The sequence below is a fragment of the Streptomyces spinoverrucosus genome, from assembly GCF_006539505.1.
GTDB classification, from domain to species: domain Bacteria; phylum Actinomycetota; class Actinomycetes; order Streptomycetales; family Streptomycetaceae; genus Streptomyces; species Streptomyces spinoverrucosus.
Genome location: NZ_BJND01000052.1, coordinates 32,141 through 49,399, shown reverse-complemented (window position 1 = coordinate 49,399; position 17,259 = coordinate 32,141). Strand labels below are relative to the sequence as shown.

At 70.0% G+C, this 17,259-nt stretch carries 16 protein-coding genes and 1 pseudogene; 6 read left to right on the top strand and 11 right to left on the bottom strand.

Annotated features, from left to right (window positions below):
* Positions 1 to 53 precede the first annotated feature (53 nt).
* Complete coding sequence (locus SSP24_RS30335) at positions 54 to 581, top strand: hypothetical protein (protein ID WP_308439658.1); 528 nt, start codon at positions 54 to 56, stop codon at positions 579 to 581.
* Between the two features lie 25 nt (positions 582 to 606).
* Here SSP24_RS30335 and SSP24_RS30330 read toward each other — a convergent pair whose 3' ends face one another.
* The 3 genes from SSP24_RS30330 to SSP24_RS30320 form a co-directional block, all read right to left on the bottom strand.
* Positions 607 to 2,025 carry a S28 family serine protease gene (locus tag SSP24_RS30330; protein WP_141313173.1) on the bottom strand — a complete coding sequence of 473 codons (1,419 nt, stop codon included), beginning with the start codon at positions 2,023 to 2,025 and terminating at the stop codon, positions 607 to 609.
* 96 nt (positions 2,026 to 2,121) lie between these two features.
* Positions 2,122 to 2,511 (bottom strand): hypothetical protein, encoded by a 390-nt coding sequence (locus SSP24_RS30325; protein WP_141313172.1) that lies wholly within the window; start codon positions 2,509 to 2,511, stop codon positions 2,122 to 2,124.
* A 74-nt stretch (positions 2,512 to 2,585) separates the two neighbouring features.
* Positions 2,586 to 6,299 carry an ABC transporter ATP-binding protein gene (locus tag SSP24_RS30320; RefSeq protein ID WP_141313171.1) on the bottom strand — a complete coding sequence of 1,238 codons (3,714 nt, stop codon included), beginning with the start codon at positions 6,297 to 6,299 and terminating at the stop codon, positions 2,586 to 2,588.
* Positions 6,300 to 6,421: 122 nt separating this feature from the next.
* On the opposite strand from SSP24_RS30320, the gene SSP24_RS30315 reads away from it, so the two are divergent.
* Positions 6,422 to 6,787, top strand: a complete 366-nt coding sequence (locus SSP24_RS30315) for a hypothetical protein (RefSeq protein ID WP_141313170.1) — start codon at positions 6,422 to 6,424, stop codon at positions 6,785 to 6,787.
* Positions 6,788 to 6,797: 10 nt separating this feature from the next.
* Here SSP24_RS30315 and SSP24_RS30310 read toward each other — a convergent pair whose 3' ends face one another.
* Entirely contained in the window at positions 6,798 to 7,838 is a 1,041-nt protein-coding gene (locus SSP24_RS30310) for an esterase-like activity of phytase family protein (RefSeq protein WP_141313169.1), read from the bottom strand.
* Positions 7,839 to 7,894: 56 nt separating this feature from the next.
* Positions 7,895 to 8,776: a serine hydrolase gene (locus tag SSP24_RS30305; RefSeq protein ID WP_174864744.1), complete on the bottom strand. Its 882-nt coding sequence runs from the start codon at positions 8,774 to 8,776 to the stop codon at positions 7,895 to 7,897.
* A gap of 68 nt (positions 8,777 to 8,844) precedes the next feature.
* Here SSP24_RS30305 and SSP24_RS30300 point away from each other — a divergent pair, with 68 nt between their 5' ends.
* Entirely contained in the window at positions 8,845 to 9,330 is a 486-nt protein-coding gene (locus tag SSP24_RS30300) for a hypothetical protein (RefSeq protein ID WP_141313167.1), read from the top strand.
* A 37-nt stretch (positions 9,331 to 9,367) separates the two neighbouring features.
* Entirely contained in the window at positions 9,368 to 9,796 is a 429-nt protein-coding gene (locus tag SSP24_RS30295; RefSeq protein WP_141313166.1) for a VOC family protein, read from the top strand.
* Between the two features lie 34 nt (positions 9,797 to 9,830).
* Here SSP24_RS30295 and SSP24_RS30290 read toward each other — a convergent pair.
* The 3 genes and pseudogenes from SSP24_RS30290 to SSP24_RS30280 form a co-directional block, all read right to left on the bottom strand.
* Positions 9,831 to 9,938 (bottom strand): annotated as a pseudogene (locus tag SSP24_RS30290) (IS5/IS1182 family transposase); the annotation flags it as partial.
* A 63-nt stretch (positions 9,939 to 10,001) separates the two neighbouring features.
* On the bottom strand, positions 10,002 to 10,334 hold the full coding sequence (locus tag SSP24_RS30285) for a hypothetical protein (protein ID WP_141313165.1): 333 nt from the start codon (positions 10,332 to 10,334) through the stop codon (positions 10,002 to 10,004).
* Positions 10,335 to 10,610: 276 nt separating this feature from the next.
* The gene (locus tag SSP24_RS30280) at positions 10,611 to 11,363 is read right to left on the bottom strand and encodes a DUF899 domain-containing protein (RefSeq protein WP_141313164.1); all 753 of its coding nucleotides are present in this window, start codon (positions 11,361 to 11,363) and stop codon (positions 10,611 to 10,613) included.
* 341 nt (positions 11,364 to 11,704) lie between these two features.
* Here SSP24_RS30280 and SSP24_RS30275 point away from each other — a divergent pair, with 341 nt between their 5' ends.
* Both SSP24_RS30275 and SSP24_RS30270 read left to right on the top strand, forming a co-directional pair.
* Positions 11,705 to 12,511 carry an endonuclease I family protein gene (locus SSP24_RS30275; protein ID WP_141313163.1) on the top strand — a complete coding sequence of 269 codons (807 nt, stop codon included), beginning with the start codon at positions 11,705 to 11,707 and terminating at the stop codon, positions 12,509 to 12,511.
* Positions 12,512 to 12,659: 148 nt separating this feature from the next.
* A complete protein-coding gene (locus tag SSP24_RS30270; RefSeq protein ID WP_141313162.1) occupies positions 12,660 to 13,019 on the top strand; it encodes a peptidase inhibitor family I36 protein in 360 nt (119 codons plus the stop codon).
* A 7-nt stretch (positions 13,020 to 13,026) separates the two neighbouring features.
* On the opposite strand, the gene SSP24_RS30265 is transcribed toward SSP24_RS30270, so the two are convergent.
* The 3 genes from SSP24_RS30265 to SSP24_RS30255 are packed head-to-tail and all read right to left on the bottom strand — an operon-like array spanning position 13,027 to position 17,200.
* Positions 13,027 to 14,712, bottom strand: a complete 1,686-nt coding sequence (locus SSP24_RS30265; RefSeq protein WP_141313161.1) for a thiamine pyrophosphate-binding protein — start codon at positions 14,710 to 14,712, stop codon at positions 13,027 to 13,029.
* The gene (gene speB / locus SSP24_RS30260) at positions 14,709 to 15,683 is read right to left on the bottom strand and encodes an agmatinase (protein WP_141313160.1); all 975 of its coding nucleotides are present in this window, start codon (positions 15,681 to 15,683) and stop codon (positions 14,709 to 14,711) included. Before speB ends, SSP24_RS30265 begins: the two co-directional genes overlap by 4 nt.
* 56 nt (positions 15,684 to 15,739) lie before the next feature.
* Positions 15,740 to 17,200 (bottom strand): sodium:solute symporter family protein, encoded by a 1,461-nt coding sequence (locus tag SSP24_RS30255; RefSeq protein ID WP_141313159.1) that lies wholly within the window; start codon positions 17,198 to 17,200, stop codon positions 15,740 to 15,742.
* Positions 17,201 to 17,259: the final 59 nt, after the last annotated feature.

The following is a 17,259-nucleotide window of genomic DNA, read 5'->3' as shown; positions in this document are numbered from 1 at the left end:
GTGCGGGGGCTGCGCTGGCGGCACTATTGCTGATGGGCTGTCAGCAACAGGTGATGGAAGACGGCCCGTCACGGGAGCCGACCAGGGCCTCGGGGTTCGGGGCGGTGTTCCTGGCGGTCGACGAGTGCAGTTCGTTCGGTACGACGAGCTTCACCGAGGTGCCCTGCTCCGGCGAGCGGGCGGCCGCGCGGGTCGTGGCGCGGTACGACGGCCGGGTGGATGACGGTCCGCCGTGCCCGGGGACCACGGACTTCGTGCTGCACATCAGCGAGCAGCGCCCCTCCCGCGACGAGGACGGGGACGGCGCCGTCCCCCAGGGCTATGCCTGTATGCGCAAACTCCAGCCTCCGCACCCCGGCGACCCGGGTGGCGGGGGCGGGCCCCGCACGATCGTGGGGGACTGTGTGTACGGCGCCGGGGGCGGAAAGGTCCGCGAGACGGCTTGCGACGGCGGGGGCCGGGAGAAGCCGGAGTACAAGGTGACGGAAGTGGTTGCCGCCCGCACTGACTGCCCGGCGACCACGGCCCTCTACGTGCAGCTGGGCGGCGCCACGCCGGTGGGCTGCGCCCGCCCGGTGTGACCGACGGACGGGCGCAGCAGCGGTGTTACGGACGCAGGGTGCGCTCCGCGCCCCGCTTGTCGAGCCGGGAGTCGTACTTGGCCAGCGGCTTGGCCGCCGCCGGGTTGGCCTCGACGCCGGCGGACGCGACGCCCGCCCACTTCAGGATCCTGGCCGTGGCCAGCGCCTTCTGCTTCTCCGGGAGACCGGCCACGTTGGCGCCGTGGTTGGCGCCGGGGGCGGTGAAGACGTAGGAGTCCTTCGCGCCCTTGCCGAGGCGGAACGGCTCGGCGCCCCACGGGTCGTTCTCGCCGTAGACGAAGAGCATCTGCCGCGCGTTGTGGCGCACCCAGCTGTCGACGTCCCGCATCGCCCGCGGCTGGAACTTCATCTCGATGTCACGCGGGACGAAGTAGCGCGGCGGGAGGTAGCCGTAGCGGATGTACTTCTTCTCGATGTGCGGGAAGACGATCGTCGGCGCGCCCAGCTGCGTGCCGGCCTGGTAGTAGTACGGCGTGTACGGCGCCAGGCCCTGGTCGGTGTAGAAGGAGAACCCGGCGACCGTGTCGATGGAGTTCCAGATCTCGTCGTCGGTCGCGTTCTTCGCGTCGGCCGGGATGGTGTCGCAGTCGGACAGCAGGCTGTACTGCCAGAAGCCCCAGACGTAGTCGAGGACGGTCGCCTCGTACGCCTTGTCGAGGCTGCCGACGGTGTTGAAGGTGTAGCCGTTCTCGGCCGCGTACGCCTGGTACCGCTCCTCCAGCGGCTCCCGGCGCACCAGCGCCTCGCGCTGCACGCCGTTCAGCCGGTCCCGGCACTCCTTGGTGCCGACGTTCGCGAAGAACTCGTCGTACGCCGAGTCCTCCTTGTTCACCACGTCGTTGGGGGCGACGTACGCGACGACGCCGTCCATGTCGCGGGGGTAGAAACGCTCGTAGTACGTGGCGGTCATGCCGCCCTTCGAACCGCCGGTGGAAATCCACTTCTTGGAGTAGATCGGCTTCAGCGCCTTGAAGATGCGGTGCTGGTCGCTGGCGGCCTGCCAGATGTCCAGCTTGGTCCAGTCGGCCGGGCTGGGCCGGGACGGCGTGAAGAAGCGGTACTCCATGGAGACCTGGTTGCCGTCCACGATCTGGGTCGGCTCGCGGCGGCTGGGGTTGGTGGAGACGTTGTAGCCACCGGTGTAGAACACCGTGGGCCGCGAGTCGTCCTTGTGCAGCACCGTGATCCGCTGCTGGAACGTGCCCTTGGAGGGCCTGCGGTGGTCAACCGGCTGCGTGTAGTTGAGGACGAAGAAGCGGTACCCGGGGTATGGCTTCTCCTCGATGAGGCTCATGCCGGGTATGGAGAGCAGCCGATCCTTGATGTCGGTGGCCTCCGGCTGGGCGGCTGTGGCCGCCCCCGCCGTGCTCAGCGTGCCTATGAGCACGGTGAGCGCGAGCAGCCATCTGAGCGCCTTGCGCATGCACCCTCCCTGTGAGAACAGATGTGCGCCGGAAGCTATCGGAGCAACACACCTGTGCACCAGGGTGGTTGATAAATCAGCAGGTCGGCTCGGCTGTCAGCACAGGATCCAGCCCGAGCTGACCGACCGCCGCCCCACCGAGCCCTTCACCCACACGCACCGCTGCCCGGCGTGCACGGTCACCGGACCCGCGCGGTACCCGTACCTGCCCTTGTCGACGACCGGACGGCTGCCGCGCGCCTGCACGCTGACCGACATCGACCGCTTCGGGCCGGGGTTCTTCGCGAGCGTGACGGCGCAGACGTAACCACCGCGCTTGTAGACCTGCACCACGCCGGTGGCGAAGGACAGCGTCCTGACCTTGCGTCCGGCGCAGCTCGACGCCGCCGCGTGCGCGTCCGCCGGCGCGGCGAGCGCCAGCAGTCCCGACGCGGTCAGCACGGCCACGCCGAGCGCCATCCGACGTCGTATCGCACCGGTGTCCACAGTCCCCTCCGCACCCCTCGGATCGACGTACGGATGTACGGACGCACGACGTATGCCCGACGGTTGCGCGGGTCTCAGACCCCTACGCTCTCCTCCGGCTCCGCCGCCCCGACGAACGTCCGCCACAGCCGCGCATACCGCCCGTCCCGGGCCAGCAACTCCTCGTGGGTGCCGTCCTCCACGACCCGCCCGTGGTCCATCACCACGACCCGGTCCGCGCGGGCCGCCGTTGTCAGGCGGTGGGCGACCACGAGGGTGGTACGGCGGCCGGTCAGGCGGTCCGTCGCCTGGTTGACCTGTGCCTCGGTGGCCAGGTCCAGGGCGGCCGTCGCCTCGTCGAGGAGCAGGATGTCGGGGTCGACGAGTTCGGCTCGGGCCAGCGCGATCAGCTGCCGTTGCCCGGCGGAGAGGTTGCGGCCGCGCTCGGCGACCTCGTGGAGGTAGCCGCCGTCCAGCGTCGCGATCATCTCGTGCGCGCCCACCGCGCGAGCCGCCGCCTCCACCTCGGCGTCGGTGGCGTCGGGGCGGCCGTAGGCGATGGCGTCGCGGACGGCGCCGGGGAAGAGGTACGCCTCCTGCGGTACGACGCCCAGGCGGTGCCGGTACGAGGTGAGGTCGAGGTCGCGCAGATCGGCGCCGTCGACGGTGACCCGGCCGCCGGTCGGGTCGTAGAACCGCGCCACCAGCTTCACCAGCGTCGACTTGCCCGCGCCGGTCTCGCCGACGAACGCGACGGTCTGCCCGGCGGGGACGGTGAGGTCGATGCCGCTGAGGGCCTCCTCGTCGTCGCCGTAGGAGAAGTGGACGTCGTCGAAAGTGATCTCGCCGCGCAACGAAACGACTCCCCGCGGTTCGTCCGCGGATTTCGTCGACGTCGGTTCCTGGAGCAGTTCCTGGATCCGGCCGAGTGAGACGGACGCCTGCTGGTAGCCGTCGAAGACCTGGGAGAGCTGCTGGACGGGGGCGAAGAAGAGGTCGATGTAGAGCAGGTACGCGACCAGCGCACCCGCGGTGAGCGTGGCCGCCTCCACCCGCCCGGCGCCCGCGATCAGCACGGCCGCCGCGGCGGCGGACGACAGGAACTGCACGAAGGGGAAGTAGATGGAGATCAGCCACTGACCGTGGATACGGGCCTGCCGGTAGCTGTCGCTGCGCTCCGCGAACCGCCGCCCGCCGTCCCGCTCGCGCCGGAACGCCTGCACGATCCGCAGCCCGGACACCGTCTCCTGAAGGTCGGCGTTGACCGTCGACACCCGCTCACGGGCGAGTTCGTACGCCTTCACGCTGGCCTTGCGGAAGAAGTACGTGGCGATGATCAGCGGCGGCAGCGTGGCGAACACGACGAGGGCGAGCTGGAGGTCGATCACCAGCAGGGCGGCCATGATGCCGAAGAAGGTGACCACGGAGACGAAGGCGGTGACCAGACCCGTCTGCAGGAACGTCGACAGCGCGTCGACGTCGGTCGTCATCCGGGTCATGATGCGGCCCGTCAACTCACGCTCGTAGTAGTCGAGTCCGAGCCGCTGGAGCTGGGCGAAGATCTTCAGCCGCAGGGCGTACAGCACGCGTTCGCCGGTCCGGCCGGTCATCCGGGTCTCGCCGATCTGCGCCGCCCACTGGGCGAGGACGGCGAGCAGGGCGAGCAGCGAGGCCGCCCAGACGGCGCCGAGGGCGAGCTGGGTGACACCGCTGTCGATGCCGTGCCGGATCAGCACGGGCAGCAGCAGTCCCATGCCCGCGTCCACGGCGACGAGGCCGAGGCTGATCAGCAGGGGCAGGCCGAAACCTCGCAGCAGCCGCTTCAGCCCGTACGACTCCTCCGGCTGGACCGCGCGGGCCTCGTCGACGCCGGGGGTGCCGGTGGCCGGGGGCAGGGCGTCGACCTGGGCGAGCAGTTCCGGCGTGGCCGGGGTGCCGGCGAGGGCGGCGTCCTTGGGCTCGCGGTCACCCGTCCACAGGCGGGGCGTGACCCCGCGTTCGGCGTCGAACTCGGCCTCCAGCTCGTCGCGGACGGAGGTGTCCTCCTGGGGCGCGGCGGGGAGGGCGTGGCCCGGGGAGACGGCGCCGAGTTCGTCGGGGTCGGTGAGCAGGCGGCGGTAGAGGGCGGAGCGTTCCTGGAGCTCCTCGTGGGTGCCGAGGTCGGCGAGCCGGCCGGCGTCCAGGACGGCGATGCGGTCGGCGAGGTTGAGGGTGGAGCGGCGGTGGGCGATGAGCAGCGTGGTGCGGCCCTGCATGACGTGCTTGAGGGCCTCGTGGATCTCGTGCTCGACGCGGGCGTCCACGGCGGAGGTGGCGTCGTCCAGGACGAGCAGACGCGGGTCGGTGAGCAGGGCGCGGGCGAGGGCGACGCGCTGGCGCTGGCCGCCGGACAGGGTGAGGCCGTGCTCGCCGACCTTGGTGTCGTAGCCGTCGGGGAGGTCCCGGACGAAACGGTCGGCCTGGGCGGCGCGGGCGGCGGCCTCGATCTGCTCGTCGGTGGCGTCGGGGTGGCCGTAGGCGATGTTGTTGCGGACCGTGTCCGAGAAGAGGAACGAGTCCTCGGGAACCAGGCCGATCGCGGCCCGCAGCGAGTCGAGGGTGAGCTCGCGGACGTCGTGGCCGCCGACGAGGACGGCGCCGTGCGCGACGTCGTAGAAACGCGGCAGGAGCAGGGAGACCGTCGACTTCCCGGAGCCGGAGGAGCCGACGACGGCCAGGGTCTCGCCGGGGCGGATCTCGAAGGTGAGCCCCTTCAGCACGGGCCTGCTGTCGTCGTAACCGAAGGAGACGTCGTCGAACTCGACGGTGGCGGGCGCCTCGGCCGGGAGGTCCTTGTGCCCGTCCCGCATCGAGGGCTCGGTGTCGATCAGCTCCAGGACCCGCTCGGTGCCGGCGCGGGCCTGCTGGCCGACGGTGAGGACCATGGCGAGCATGCGGACCGGGCCGACGAGCTGGGCGAGGTAGGTGGAGAAGGCGACGAACGTGCCGAGCGTGATGTGGCCGCGGACGGCCAGCCAGCCGCCGAGCGCGAGCATCGCGACCTGGCCGAGGGCGGGGACGGCCTGGAGGGCGGGGGTGTACTTGCTGTTCAGCCGGATGGTGCGCAGGCGCCCGGCGTAGAGCTTTCTGCCGACTTCCCTGAGCTTGCCGGTCTCCTGCTCCTCCTGCCCGAAACCCTTCACCACGCGTACGCCGCTGACGGCGCCGTCGACCACGCCCGCGACGGCGGCGGCCTGGGCCTGGGCGTACCAGGTGGCGGGGTGGAGCTTGGTGCGGGAGCGCTTCGCGATCCACCAGAGGGCGGGGGCGACCGCCAGGGCGACCAGTGTGAGCGGAATCGACAGCCACGCCATGATCACCAGGGAGATCAGGAAGAGCAGGAAGTTCCCGATGGTCATCGGGAGCATGAAGAGCAGGCTCTGGATCAGCTGGAGGTCGCTGGTGGCGCGGCCGATGACCTGGCCGGTGGACAGTTCGTCCTGCCGGCGGCCGTCGAGCCGGGTGATCGTCTCGTACATCTCCGTCCGCAGGTCGTGCTGGACGTCGAGGGCGAGGCGGCCGCCGTAGTAGCGGCGGATGTAGGTGAGAGCGTAGACGAGGAGGGCGGCGACGATGAGGAGGGTGGCCCAGGGGGCCATGGTGCGGGTCTTGTCGCCGATCACGTCGTCGATGATCACCTTGGTGATCAGGGGGACGAGGGCGAGGAGGGCCATGCCGGCGAGGGAGGAGCCGAGGGCGAGTATGACGTCCGTCGGATGCCGCCAGGCGTAGCCCCACAGTCGTCGTGCCCATCCCCGTTGCGGTTCCACGCCTGTGCCTTCCGGTTGTCCTGCTCTACCGGAAGGCACCAACGCGCATGGAAGCGGATTTCATCCCTCCGCCGCAGATCCCGTACCGGGGTCCCGCGTCTCCGGCCTAGGCTCGGCGGACCATGCATGTGTCACTCGTCCCGGGGCGGCAGCACCCGCGTCTGCCGCTTGTCGAAACCGTCGTCACGCTCTTCGTCGCCCTGTGCTGGAAGGTGCTCGCGTTCGCGATGTACGCCGAGGGCTACGACCTCGACCCCAGTGCACCGGTCCAGATGTCCGGCGACGAGCAGATCGAGGACCTGGCCCTGCTCTTCGCGGCCTCGGTTCCGCTGACCTGGCTGCTGCGCCTCGTTCCCTGGTCCCCGGTGCGCACGGCCACGGACGCGCTCGTCGCCCTGCGCCTCGTGGCCGTGCTGCTGCTGTCCGCGGTGATGTTCCTGGCCCTGCTCACGGGGATGCGCGTCCCGCTGCTGGGCTGGCGGATCTGACGTCCGCGCGTCAGACGCGGACGCGCAGGTGGTAAAAGCGGGTCGTCTGCACGGGGTTCTGGTTGTCGTCGCTGGCCAGGAGGAGCTTGAGGCGGCCCTTGGTGTGGCCGGTGATTGTCATGGCCTCGATGTTGTCGAGGAGCGGGTTCGGCTGGGGCTGCTTGGCCGTCGCTCCCAGTGACGGGCAGTTCACCAGGTCCGCGAGGAGGGTCTTCTTGATCAGGCGTACGTCGTCCTGGCCGGTCAGTGTGTCGATGCCGGCCGTGTTCGTGGCGCGGCGTGGGTCGGCCAGGTAGAGGCGGACCGTGTTGCCGACGCCCGAGGTCCAGCCGCGTTCCAGGACGAGGAGGCGGCCGTCGGGGGTCGCGGTGACCTCGGGGACGCCGAGGCCGGTGTCGGCGCGGTAGGCGTACTGGGCGCCGAGGCGGAAGCCGTCCTTGCCGTGCCGCTGCCAGGTCTGGAAGCGGACGATGCCCGCGGTGTCGCCGGAGAGGGAGTACTCCATGGAGGCGAGCAGGGTGCGGCGGCCGGGGAGGAAGGTGAGGCCCTCGAAGGTGCCGTTGCCGACCGCGCGGCCGGCCGGGGCGACCTTGAGCGCGTCCGGTACGGGGAGGCGGTCGAGGATGCGGCCGTCGCGGGAGTAGCGGCGTATGGAGGGCTCGGTCTCGGAGGAGACGAGGTAGGTGCCGTCCCGGTCGACGACCAGGCCCTCGGAATCGAGGTCGGTGCCGTTCTCGTCGGCGAGCTGGACGACGCGCTGGGGCGCGAGCGTCTTCGCGTTCAGGCCGAACAGGGAGGAGCGGTCGGAAAGCGCGGCGAGCGTGCCGTTCCGGTCGACGGCGAGGGCGGAGATGTTGCCGACGTAGGTGCCGTCGTACGTCGTCTTGTCGAGCGCGTCGGAGAAGCGGTCGATGGAGACGGTGGGCGAACAGGCGTGGCCGGACGGGTGCTTGGCCCCGGCTTGGGCGGGCCCGGCGGCGGTCAGGCAGGTGGCCGCCGCCAGGCCGGCGGTGACGGTGGCGAGTACGGTGCGTACGGATCTCAGGTGCATGGGCGTCACCGTAGGACGGGACGGTGACGGGCGGGGGACCGCCGCGTGAAGCGTCATCAGGAGGCGGCGAGGTCCCGGTGGACGACCTTGGCCACGCCCTGGATGGTCGCGATGCCGTAGTTCATGGTGCTGTTGCCGTGAGTGAGCACGGTGATCACGTAGTCGTGGCCACGGCCCTTGAAGGCGCCGACGCTGTGCACCCGCCAGCCGTACGTGGCCCGCTGCAGCCAGCCGTTCTTGACGGCGACGGAGACCCCGGACGGCACCCCGTACGGCGTGCCCCAGCGCTGCGAGGAGACGACCTGACCCATCAGCTTCAGGATGTAGGCGCGTGAGTTGTCGCTGAGCACCCGGTTCTTGGCGGTGATGAGCTTCAGCAGCTTCTGCTCGTCGGTGACGGTGATCCGGGTCAGGCCCCAGTAGCCGTTCGCGCCGGGCTTGGTCTGGGTCATGCCGGCGGCGGTCAGGAAGCCCTTGATCTTCGTCATGCCGAGCTGTCTCCACAGGGTGGAGGTGGCGGCGTTGTCCGACTTGGTGATCATTGCCTTGGCGAGGGAGGCCTCGCGGTCGGTGAGGTACCGGTTGTGCTTCTTCGCGTCCCACAGCAGCGTGGCCAGGACGGTGACCTTGACGACGCTGGCCGAGTCGTAGGCGGTGGAGGGCCGCAGGGTGCAGGTCGTGTTGGTGGTGCGGTCGTAGAGGCCGACGGCGATGGTGCCCTTGCGGTTGGCGAGGGCGGCGGTGATGTCCTTCTTCAGCTTGGCGGCGAGGCCCGCCTTGGCGGACGTACAGCTGACGGTGGGTGCGGGCGCCGCGGCGGCGGGCGAGGCGGCCGCGACGCACGCTATGAGCACACCGGCGCCCACTCCTGCCGCGCCGAGCGCTCTTGCGCGTCTGGAAAAAGCTCTTGACTTGTCGCTCGATATCCCGTGAGTCATGTCCTTTTGACTCATGAGTTCGAGGGAAAGGTTGTACTAGTGCCGCATCAAGAAAATGTGGAGGGGGCATGGGCACGGAGCAGTCGGTGCGGTGCAAAGTCCCCTACTACGCACCCGTCGTGGTGGGATTCAGCCTGGTGTGGCTCGGCGGGCTGGTGGTACTGGGGTTCCGGTGGCTGCGCCACGATCCGACGCATCCCGGGGAGTTCCTCCTCGTCGGCGGGCTGTTGACGCTGACGGTCTGCATCGGCCTGCTCAGGAGGCGGTCCGTCGTGCGCGCGGTCGAGTTCACCAAGGCGCAGGTCCGGCTGGAAAGCCGCGCGGGCGTGCGGACGGTGCCCATCGCCGACCTGAGGGCGGTGGGGGTTGAACACACCGGCACCACGGTGGACGGCTACGTGTCAACGTCGCTGAGGCTGGACTGGCGCGATGAAAGCAGATCATTCGACTGCAGTCACGATCCCACGCTGGGCGAAGCGCTCGTGCGGCTGCTCCCCTCCCGCGTCACCGTGGAAGAGCGGTGGGACGAACTCCAGGAACCTTCGACCGGTTGACGACAATGGCACTTCTCCCCCTTGATATGGTGCGCCGATGTCATCGATCAGGCAGTTCCAAGTCACCTTCGACTGCGCGGAACCTGAGCGTCTCGCTCGCTTCTGGTGCGAGGTGCTGGGGTACGTCGTACCGCCGCCACCGGCGGGGTTCGCCACTTGGGACGATTTCAACCGCTCCCAGGCTCCCGAGGACCAGGGTTCATGGTTCGCCTGCAGTGATCCCTCAGGTGTCGGCCCGCGACTGTACTTTCAGCGCGTCCCCGAAGGCAAGGTCGCCAAGAATCGGGTGCATCTTGATGTGAGAGTCGGTACCGGACTCGTGGGGGAAGAGCGCCTGGCCGCGCTCGAGGCCGAATGCGCACGACTGCTCCCGCTCGGCGCGGTACGCGTGCGACTCCTGTATGACGGCAACGACTCGTGCATCGTGATGCAGGACATCGAGGGCAACGAGTTCTGTCTCGACTGAGCATTCTCCGAAACGGCGAGGCGGGGGCCATCTCCCGCGCGAAGACGTGCTCCACGCGGGCCCGGACCTTGCGGTGGGAGGTGTTGTGCTCCTCCTTCCAAGCAGGCACTTCGGTCTGGCCGCGTTCGCGGCGATGCGGAATGGAAGCTGCAGATCTATCGGGGGCCGCAGGACGAGGATCGCCGACGACTGCTCGGTTGCAGTACTAGCCGCTGAAGCCGCTGCACTGTGTCAATTCGCCGCCCTGCCGGACGCTGTACTGGGCGGGCGGCACGTTCATGATCTGGAAGCCGCCGTTCTCGCCGATCTCGACCGTCCCGCCGAAGCCGTCCGCCCCGAACACATGGGCCGTGCCCGGGGTGAAGCCGCCGCCGGACAGGTGCACCTTCTCGTTCTCGAGGACGCCGGAGACTGAACAGGTCGCGGCCGGGACGGCGGCCGGCGGAGACTGGGGGACCGCAGCGAGGGCGGTCGGGGCAGCGACGAGTGGGGCGGCCACGAGGGCGCTGAGGGCGAGGAGGCGTGTGTGCCGGTTCATGAGTCTTCCTTACTGGGAGGATTCGTGAAGTCGCGGGTTGCACGCCCGGGGCCCCGGCAGGCCGGGTCGGCCGCCGACACCGTCCGACACTGACGTCCCTGGCCGCGCGCCGCGAGCGCGAGGCCGTCTCCTCACAGGGGACAGGGGCCGAATCGAGCGAGGCCCGTCTTCCCATTGTCGCCCCGCCCCTTCCTCGGTGCGACTGGAGACCGGAGCGCCCGCCGCGCAGCCCAGGCTCCGCCGGGACCCGCTCAATCGCCACTCGTACTCCGGGTCTCACCGCGGGGTGGCGGCTGTCTTGGCCCCGTACTCGTCATGGCGGCGCAGCCAGAACATCTGCTCACCCTCCTCGTGGCGGCCCATCGGCGTCCGGTCCAGCAGGCCGTAGTAGGCCATAGCGGGTTCGAGGCCACGCGCGGTGGTGACGTACGTCCGGTACACGGTGCCGTCGGAGAGCGCGTAGGCGCTCAGCCCGGGGCCCTCGGTGACGTATCCGCGTACGTCCGTGCCGGACAGCTCCGCCATCTGCCTCACGGTGGACGGGATTTCGCCCTCCAGGAACGGCCTCAGCTCGTCCTCGGTGTACTGGAAGCCGAGGTCGCGGTGGAAGTCGCTGCCGCCGCTGGAGACCCAGTCGAAGCTCCAGCCCATCCGCGCCCGGTACGCGAGGAGCTTGTCGAGCGGCGCCCGTGAGGAGCAGATCAGCGTCACGTCGCGGGCCTTGAGATGGACCACGTTGGGATCGAGGGTGTCCGCGATCGAGGAGCAGACCGTGCATCCGGCGTCGTAGGGCGGGCCGAACATGAAGTGGTAGACGAGCAACTGCGAGCGCCCGTCGAAGAGATCCGCGAGTGACTTCGTCCCGTCCTCGGTCTCGAAGCGGTAGTCCTTCTCGACCGGCACCCAGGGAAGCTCCCGCCGCTTCCGCGCGAGCTCGTCGTTCCGACGGGTGAGCTCCTTCTCCTCCGCGAGCAGCTCCGCTCGGGCCGCGTCGAACTCTTCCTGTGTGCCGACCTTGTGCTCGGGCATCGCGCCTTTCCCTCCTGCAGGGGAGGTCGTACGTCCACCGTACGCGCGCGGCGGTGGGCCTTCGAGCCGGGCGGGCGGTGCCGCGACGGCCTGCGCGTTTCGCGGTTCCCTTTGCGTTGTCACACGGTGCTGCCCGACGTCCCCGCACACGGTGATCCCCGCCGCACAAAGGCCCCGGCTTTCCGGTCGGGCCGTTTCGGCATCTCAACTCGCGTAGACAAAACCCGATTTGCCGTTTCCCGTCACCCAATAGACACGCGCAAGCCCTCGACACCACTGCATGTGCATGCCACTCTCCCGTTTGCCGCCTCCATTCAACCCGCGTAGATGGGACACCCCACATGCTGGCGACACGCATACGCCGCCGCTGGAAGTCAGTGGCGCTGACGACGGCCGCCGTCCTGGTCGGCCTCACCACACCGACGCTGACCGCGACCCCGGCGGCAGCCACGACGACCGCGTACGACTCGACGTACTACAAGAACGCGGTCGGCAAGACGGGTACGAGCCTCAAGTCCTCGCTGCACACGATCATCAGCAACCAGACGAAGCTGTCCTACTCCGCCGTCTGGAACGCCCTGAAGGTCACCGACCAGGACCCGAACAACAGCAACAACGTCATCCTGCTGTACTCGGGCATCTCCCGCAGCAAGTCCCTCAACGGCGGCGATGTCGGCGACTGGAACCGCGAGCACGTCTGGGCCAAGTCGCACGGCGACTTCGGCACCTCCACCGGCCCCGGCACCGACCTGCACCACCTGCGCCCCGAGGACGTCCAGGTCAACTCCATCCGCGGCAACAAGGACTTCGACAACGGCGGCAGCAGCTTCACCAACAGCGGCGGCAGCCTCACCGACTCCAACTCCTTCGAGCCCCGCGACGCCGTCAAGGGCGACGTGGCCCGCATGATCCTCTACATGGCCGTCCGCTACGAGGGCGACGACAGCTGGCCCGACCTGGAGCCCAACGACTCCACCACCAACGGCAGCGCCCCCTACCACGGCCGCCTCTCGGTCCTGAAGCAGTGGCACGAACAGGACCCGCCGAGCACCTTCGAGGAACGCCGCAACGACGTCATCTACAACTCCTACCAGCGCAACCGCAACCCGTTCATCGACCACCCGGAGTGGGTCGAGGCGATCTGGTAGGTACACGTTTTCTGCGGTGTGCTTCCGGTTCCCTCCATGAGGTGGTGTGCGGCCCTGGCAGCCGGGCATGCCGCCGTACCCCCTCGGGACCATGGCAGGGCGCCCCGGCAACTCCGCCGGGGCGTACCGCAGTCAACGGAGGAGATTCATGAAGCTTCGTTCCTGGTCCGTCGCCGCCGCCCTCGCCCTGTCCGCCCTCGTCCTGCCGTCGCACGGCGCGGTCGCCGCCGAGGCCGCCGCGCCGCCCGCCTGTCCGGACGGGTCGGTGTGCTTCTGGAGCGGTGAGGGCTTCGACGGCGACTACTGGGAGTGGACGGCACGCAGCGGCTACCGCGACATGCCGCCCCACCTGCACGACCACGTCGGCTCGTTCGTCGCGAGCACCCGCGCCTGCTTCATCAACTGGAGCCCGGTCGAGAAGCGCGACGCCTTCAACGGCGACTGGCGCTCCCGCTACCTCGGCGACTTCGGCGGCCGGATCGACGGGGTCGGCCCGGGCGGCTGCTGAGGCCGGCTCAGCCCAGATGCGTGGGCGCGAACATCCGTAGGACCGCCGGGAGTACGACCACCGACGGCCCGGGTGACGCCAGCGCCTTCGCCAGGTCCTGTTCCAGCGTCTCGGGGGTCGTCCGGACCCCCGGGACGCCGAAGGACTCGGCCAGCGCCACATAGTCGGGGCGCGTCAGTTCCGTCGCCGTGGCCTGGCCGAAGGCGTCGGTCATGTACTCGCGCAGGATGCCGTAACCGCCGTCGTCGACGATCAGCCAGGTCACCGGCAGGTCGTACTGCCTCGCCGTCGCCAGCTCCGCGATCGAGTACAGCGCGCCGCCGTCCCCCGACACCGCCAGCACCGGGCGGGTCGGGTCGGCGGCCGCCGCACCCAGCGCCGCCGGGAAGCCGTAGCCGAGGCCGCCCGCGCCCTGGGCCGAGTGCATGGTGTTGGGGGCCTTCGGGTCGAAGGCCGACCAGGCCCAGTACGCCAGGATCGTCATGTCCCAGAAGGACGGGGAGTCGGAGGGCAGGGCCCGGCGGACCGACGCCAGCACCTGCTGTTCCAGGGTGAGTTCCTGGGCGGCGATCCGGTCGGCGATCCGCCCGAGCACCTCGCGTACGCGCTCCCGCGCCCCCGTGTCCTCGCGGTCCGCCACCGTCTCCAGCAGCGCCTGCAGCGCCAGACGCGCGTCCGCGTGGATGCCGAGTGCCGGGTGGTTGGACTCCAGCTTGCCGAGGTCCGCCTCGATCTGGATGACCCGGCCGCGCGGCTTGAACGTGTGGTAGTTCGAGGAGAGTTCGCCGAGGCCCGAGCCGACCACGAGCAAGACGTCCGCGTCCTCCAGGAAGTCCGTCATGTGACGGTCCTCCAGCCAGGACTGGAGCGACAGCGGGTGCTCCCAGGGGAACGCCCCCTTGCCGCCGAAGGTCGTGACGACGGGTGCCTGGAGCCGTTCCGCCAGCCGGCGAAGCTTCTTCGACGCGTCCGCGCGTACGACTCCCCCGCCCGCGATGATCGCCGGGCGGGACGCCTTGGAGAGCAGATCAGCGGCTACCGCCGTCAGTTCGGGGCGCGGCACCAGTTCCTCCGGCGTCGCGTCCAGCCCGGTCACCATCGGCAGCGACGTCGGGTCCAGCAGTACGTCCTGCGGGATCTCCACCCACACCGGCCCGTGCGGAGCCGTCAGCGCCGACTGCCACGCCTCCGCGATCGCCGACGGGATCTGGGACTGCGTACGGACCATGTGGACGGACTTGACCACGCCCCTGAATGAGGCCGCCTGGTCCGGGAGTTCGTGGAGGTAGCCGTGGCGGCCGCCGCCCAACCCGGCCGTCGGAATCTGGCTGCTGATCGCCAGCACGGGAGCCGAGGCCGCCCGTGCCTCCTGGAGCGCGGCGAGCGACGTAAGCGCCCCCGGCCCCGTCGACAGCAGCAGCGGCGCCGCCTCACCCGTGATCCGGCCGTACGCGTCCGCCGCGAAACCGGCGTTGTTCTCCACCCGCAGGCCCACATACCGCAGGTCCGAGCGGCGCAGCGCGTCGAACATGCCGAGCGCGTGCTGACCGGGCAGGCCGAAGACCGTCGTCGCACCGAGCCCGGCCAGCGTCTCCACGACCAGGTCTCCGCCGTTGCGGCCGGGGGGAGGATTCAGTGCGGCCTCCGTCTGCGCGGCCGTCGGGCGGAGTACCAGGTCGTGGTCGTGAGTCACTTCGCGCGCGCCTCGGCAATCTGTCGGGACATGATCGTGGTCAGTTCGTACGCCGTGTGGGAGGCCGCCACCGACGTGATCTCCGCGTGGTCGTACGCGGGGGCCACCTCGACGACGTCCGCCGACACCAGGTTGCAGGATGCCAGGCCGCGCAGGATCTCCAGCAGCTCGCGGGAGGTCATGCCGCCGGCCTCGGGGGTGCCGGTGCCGGGCGCGTGCGCCGGGTCGAGGCAGTCGATGTCGATGGAGATGTACAGCGGGCGGTCGCCGATGCGCTGGCGCAGCTGGTCGGCCACCTCGTCCACGCCGCGCCGCATGACGTCCGCCGACGTCACGATGCCGAAGCCCATCTTGGCGTCGTCGTCCAGGTCCTGCTTGCCGTACAGCGGGCCGCGCGTACCGACGTGGGAGAGCGCCGAGGTGTCGAGGATGCCCTCCTCCACCGCCCGCCGGAACGGGGTGCCGTGCGTGTACTCGGCGCCGAAGTAGGTGTCCCAGGTGTCGAGGTGGGCGTCGAAGTGGAGCAGGGCGACCGGGCCGTGCTTCTTGGCCACCGAGCGCAGCAGCGGCAGCGCGATGGTGTGGTCGCCGCCCAGCGTCATCAGGCGGGCGCCGGTGCCGAGCAGGTCGTCGGCGGCCGCCTCGACGGTCTCCACGGCCTCGTTGATGTTGAACGGGTTCACGGCGATGTCGCCGCCGTCCGCGACCTGGGCGAGCGCGAAGGGGGACGCGTCCTGCGCCGGGTTGTACGGGCGCAGCAGCCGGGACGCCTCACGGATCGCGTTGCCGCCGAAGCGGGCGCCCGGCCGGTACGAGACGCCGGAGTCGAACGGCACACCCACGACGGCGACATCGGCGGTGCCGACCTCGTCCAGGCGGGGCAGCCGGGCGAAGGTCGCGGGACCGGCGTAGCGCGGGACGCGGGAGGAGTCGACGGGGCCGCGGGGGGTCGGCGTCTCGTTGCTGCTCATGATGAAATGCCTTCTTTCCTACGCTTCATCGCGTATGTACTGCTTGTGCTACGACTCTACTGGGGCGCCGGGACCTGCTCGGACACCGGTTCGGGTGCCCGCCCGGCGAGGCGCTCGCGCCAGGCGGCGAGGACGGCGGCGTCGGTGGCGGGCGTGGCCAGCGAGACGATCACATAGGCGGCCAGCGAGGACAGCAGGCCGTAGTAGACGGGCTCGTTGGCGAGGATGCCGTACGTCGCCATGAGCGCGATCACCGCGACGCCACCGACGGCGACGGCGGCCAGGGCGCCCTGCGCGGTGCCGCGCTTCCACAGCAGCCCGCCGAGGATCGGCACGAGCAGCCCGCCGACCAGCAGGTTGTACGCCACCGTCAGCGCCTCGACGACGTCGTTGAGCGCGATCGCCGTACCGATCACGGCCAGGCCCATGATCAGGATGAAGGTCCGGTTGCCCTTGACCTCGTCGTGCTCGCCGCCGCCGGGCCGTACGACGCCCCGCAGCCGCGCCCAGATGTCGTTGTTGGCGACCGTCGCGCAGGCGATCAGCGCGCCGGACGACGTCGACATCACGGCGGCGAGCGCGGCGGCCAGCACCAGCCCCCGTACGCCGACCGGCAGTTCGTCCTTGACGATGGTCGCGAAGGCGTCGTCCGCGCTGGCCAGGTTGGGGTAGAGCACCTTGGCCGCCGTACCGATGACGGCACCGGCGAGGGCGTACGCCAGGCAGTAGGTGCCGGCGACCGTGCCGCCCCACTTGGCCGTGCGGTCGCTGCGGGCGGTGAAGACGCGCTGCCAGATGTCCTGACCGATCAGCATGCCGAAGGTGTAGATCAGGACGTAGGTGAAGATCGTCTCGCCGCCGATGCCCAGCGGGTCGAAGTACTCGGTCGGCAGCTGCGCCTTCATCTCGCTGAAGCCGCCCGCCTTGACGACCGCGATGGGCAGGAGCAGGAGCAGCACGCCGATGGTCTTCACCACGAACTGCACCATGTCGGTCAGCGTGATCGACCACATGCCGCCGAGCGTCGAGTAGGCGACGACGATCGAGCCGCCGAGGACGATCGCGAGGGTGCGGTTGATGTCGAAGAGGACGTCGAAGATCGTGGCGTACGCGATGGTCGACGTCACCGCGAGCATGAGGGTGTACGCCCACATGACCACGCCCGAGATCACGCCCGCCCGGCCGCCGTACCTGAGGTCCAGCATCTCGGAGACGGTGTAGACCTTCAGGCGGGCGATGCGGGCGGAGAAGAAGATCGACAGGGCGAGCAGGCCGAGGCCGATGGTGAAGACCATCCAGGCGCCGGACAGGCCGTACTGGTAGCCGAGGCCGACGCCGCCGATGGTGGACGCGCCGCCGAGGACGATCGCCGCCATGGTGCCGGAGTACATGGCGGGGCCGAGGCGGCGGCCCGCGACCAGGAACTCGCTCTTCGACCTGGCGCGGCGCATGCCCCACCAGCCCATGGCCAGCATGCCGGCCAGATAGACGACGATCACGAGGTAGTCGACGGCCATGTGTGGGGCCTCCTTCGCGCACTCTCGGTGGCGGGGACGAGGGGGGGGACGAGCGGGGG

What these genes read in the sequence shown, in the direction of transcription:
- SSP24_RS30335 (WP_308439658.1), top strand. Translation starts at nt 54, where the DNA reads ATGGAAGACGGCCCGTCACGGGAGCCGACCAGGGCCTCGGGGTTCGGG.
- SSP24_RS30330 (WP_141313173.1), bottom strand. Translation starts at nt 2,025, where the DNA reads ATGCGCAAGGCGCTCAGATGGCTGCTCGCGCTCACCGTGCTCATAGGC.
- SSP24_RS30315 (WP_141313170.1), top strand. Translation starts at nt 6,422, where the DNA reads ATGCATGTGTCACTCGTCCCGGGGCGGCAGCACCCGCGTCTGCCGCTT.
- SSP24_RS30310 (WP_141313169.1), bottom strand. Translation starts at nt 7,838, where the DNA reads ATGCACCTGAGATCCGTACGCACCGTACTCGCCACCGTCACCGCCGGC.
- SSP24_RS30305 (WP_174864744.1), bottom strand. Translation starts at nt 8,776, where the DNA reads ATGACTCACGGGATATCGAGCGACAAGTCAAGAGCTTTTTCCAGACGC.
- SSP24_RS30300 (WP_141313167.1), top strand. Translation starts at nt 8,845, where the DNA reads ATGGGCACGGAGCAGTCGGTGCGGTGCAAAGTCCCCTACTACGCACCC.
- SSP24_RS30295 (WP_141313166.1), top strand. Translation starts at nt 9,368, where the DNA reads ATGTCATCGATCAGGCAGTTCCAAGTCACCTTCGACTGCGCGGAACCT.
- SSP24_RS30285 (WP_141313165.1), bottom strand. Translation starts at nt 10,334, where the DNA reads ATGAACCGGCACACACGCCTCCTCGCCCTCAGCGCCCTCGTGGCCGCC.
- SSP24_RS30280 (WP_141313164.1), bottom strand. Translation starts at nt 11,363, where the DNA reads ATGCCCGAGCACAAGGTCGGCACACAGGAAGAGTTCGACGCGGCCCGA.
- SSP24_RS30275 (WP_141313163.1), top strand. Translation starts at nt 11,705, where the DNA reads ATGCTGGCGACACGCATACGCCGCCGCTGGAAGTCAGTGGCGCTGACG.
- SSP24_RS30270 (WP_141313162.1), top strand. Translation starts at nt 12,660, where the DNA reads ATGAAGCTTCGTTCCTGGTCCGTCGCCGCCGCCCTCGCCCTGTCCGCC.
- speB (WP_141313160.1), bottom strand. Translation starts at nt 15,683, where the DNA reads ATGAGCAGCAACGAGACGCCGACCCCCCGCGGCCCCGTCGACTCCTCC.
- SSP24_RS30255 (WP_141313159.1), bottom strand. Translation starts at nt 17,200, where the DNA reads ATGGCCGTCGACTACCTCGTGATCGTCGTCTATCTGGCCGGCATGCTG.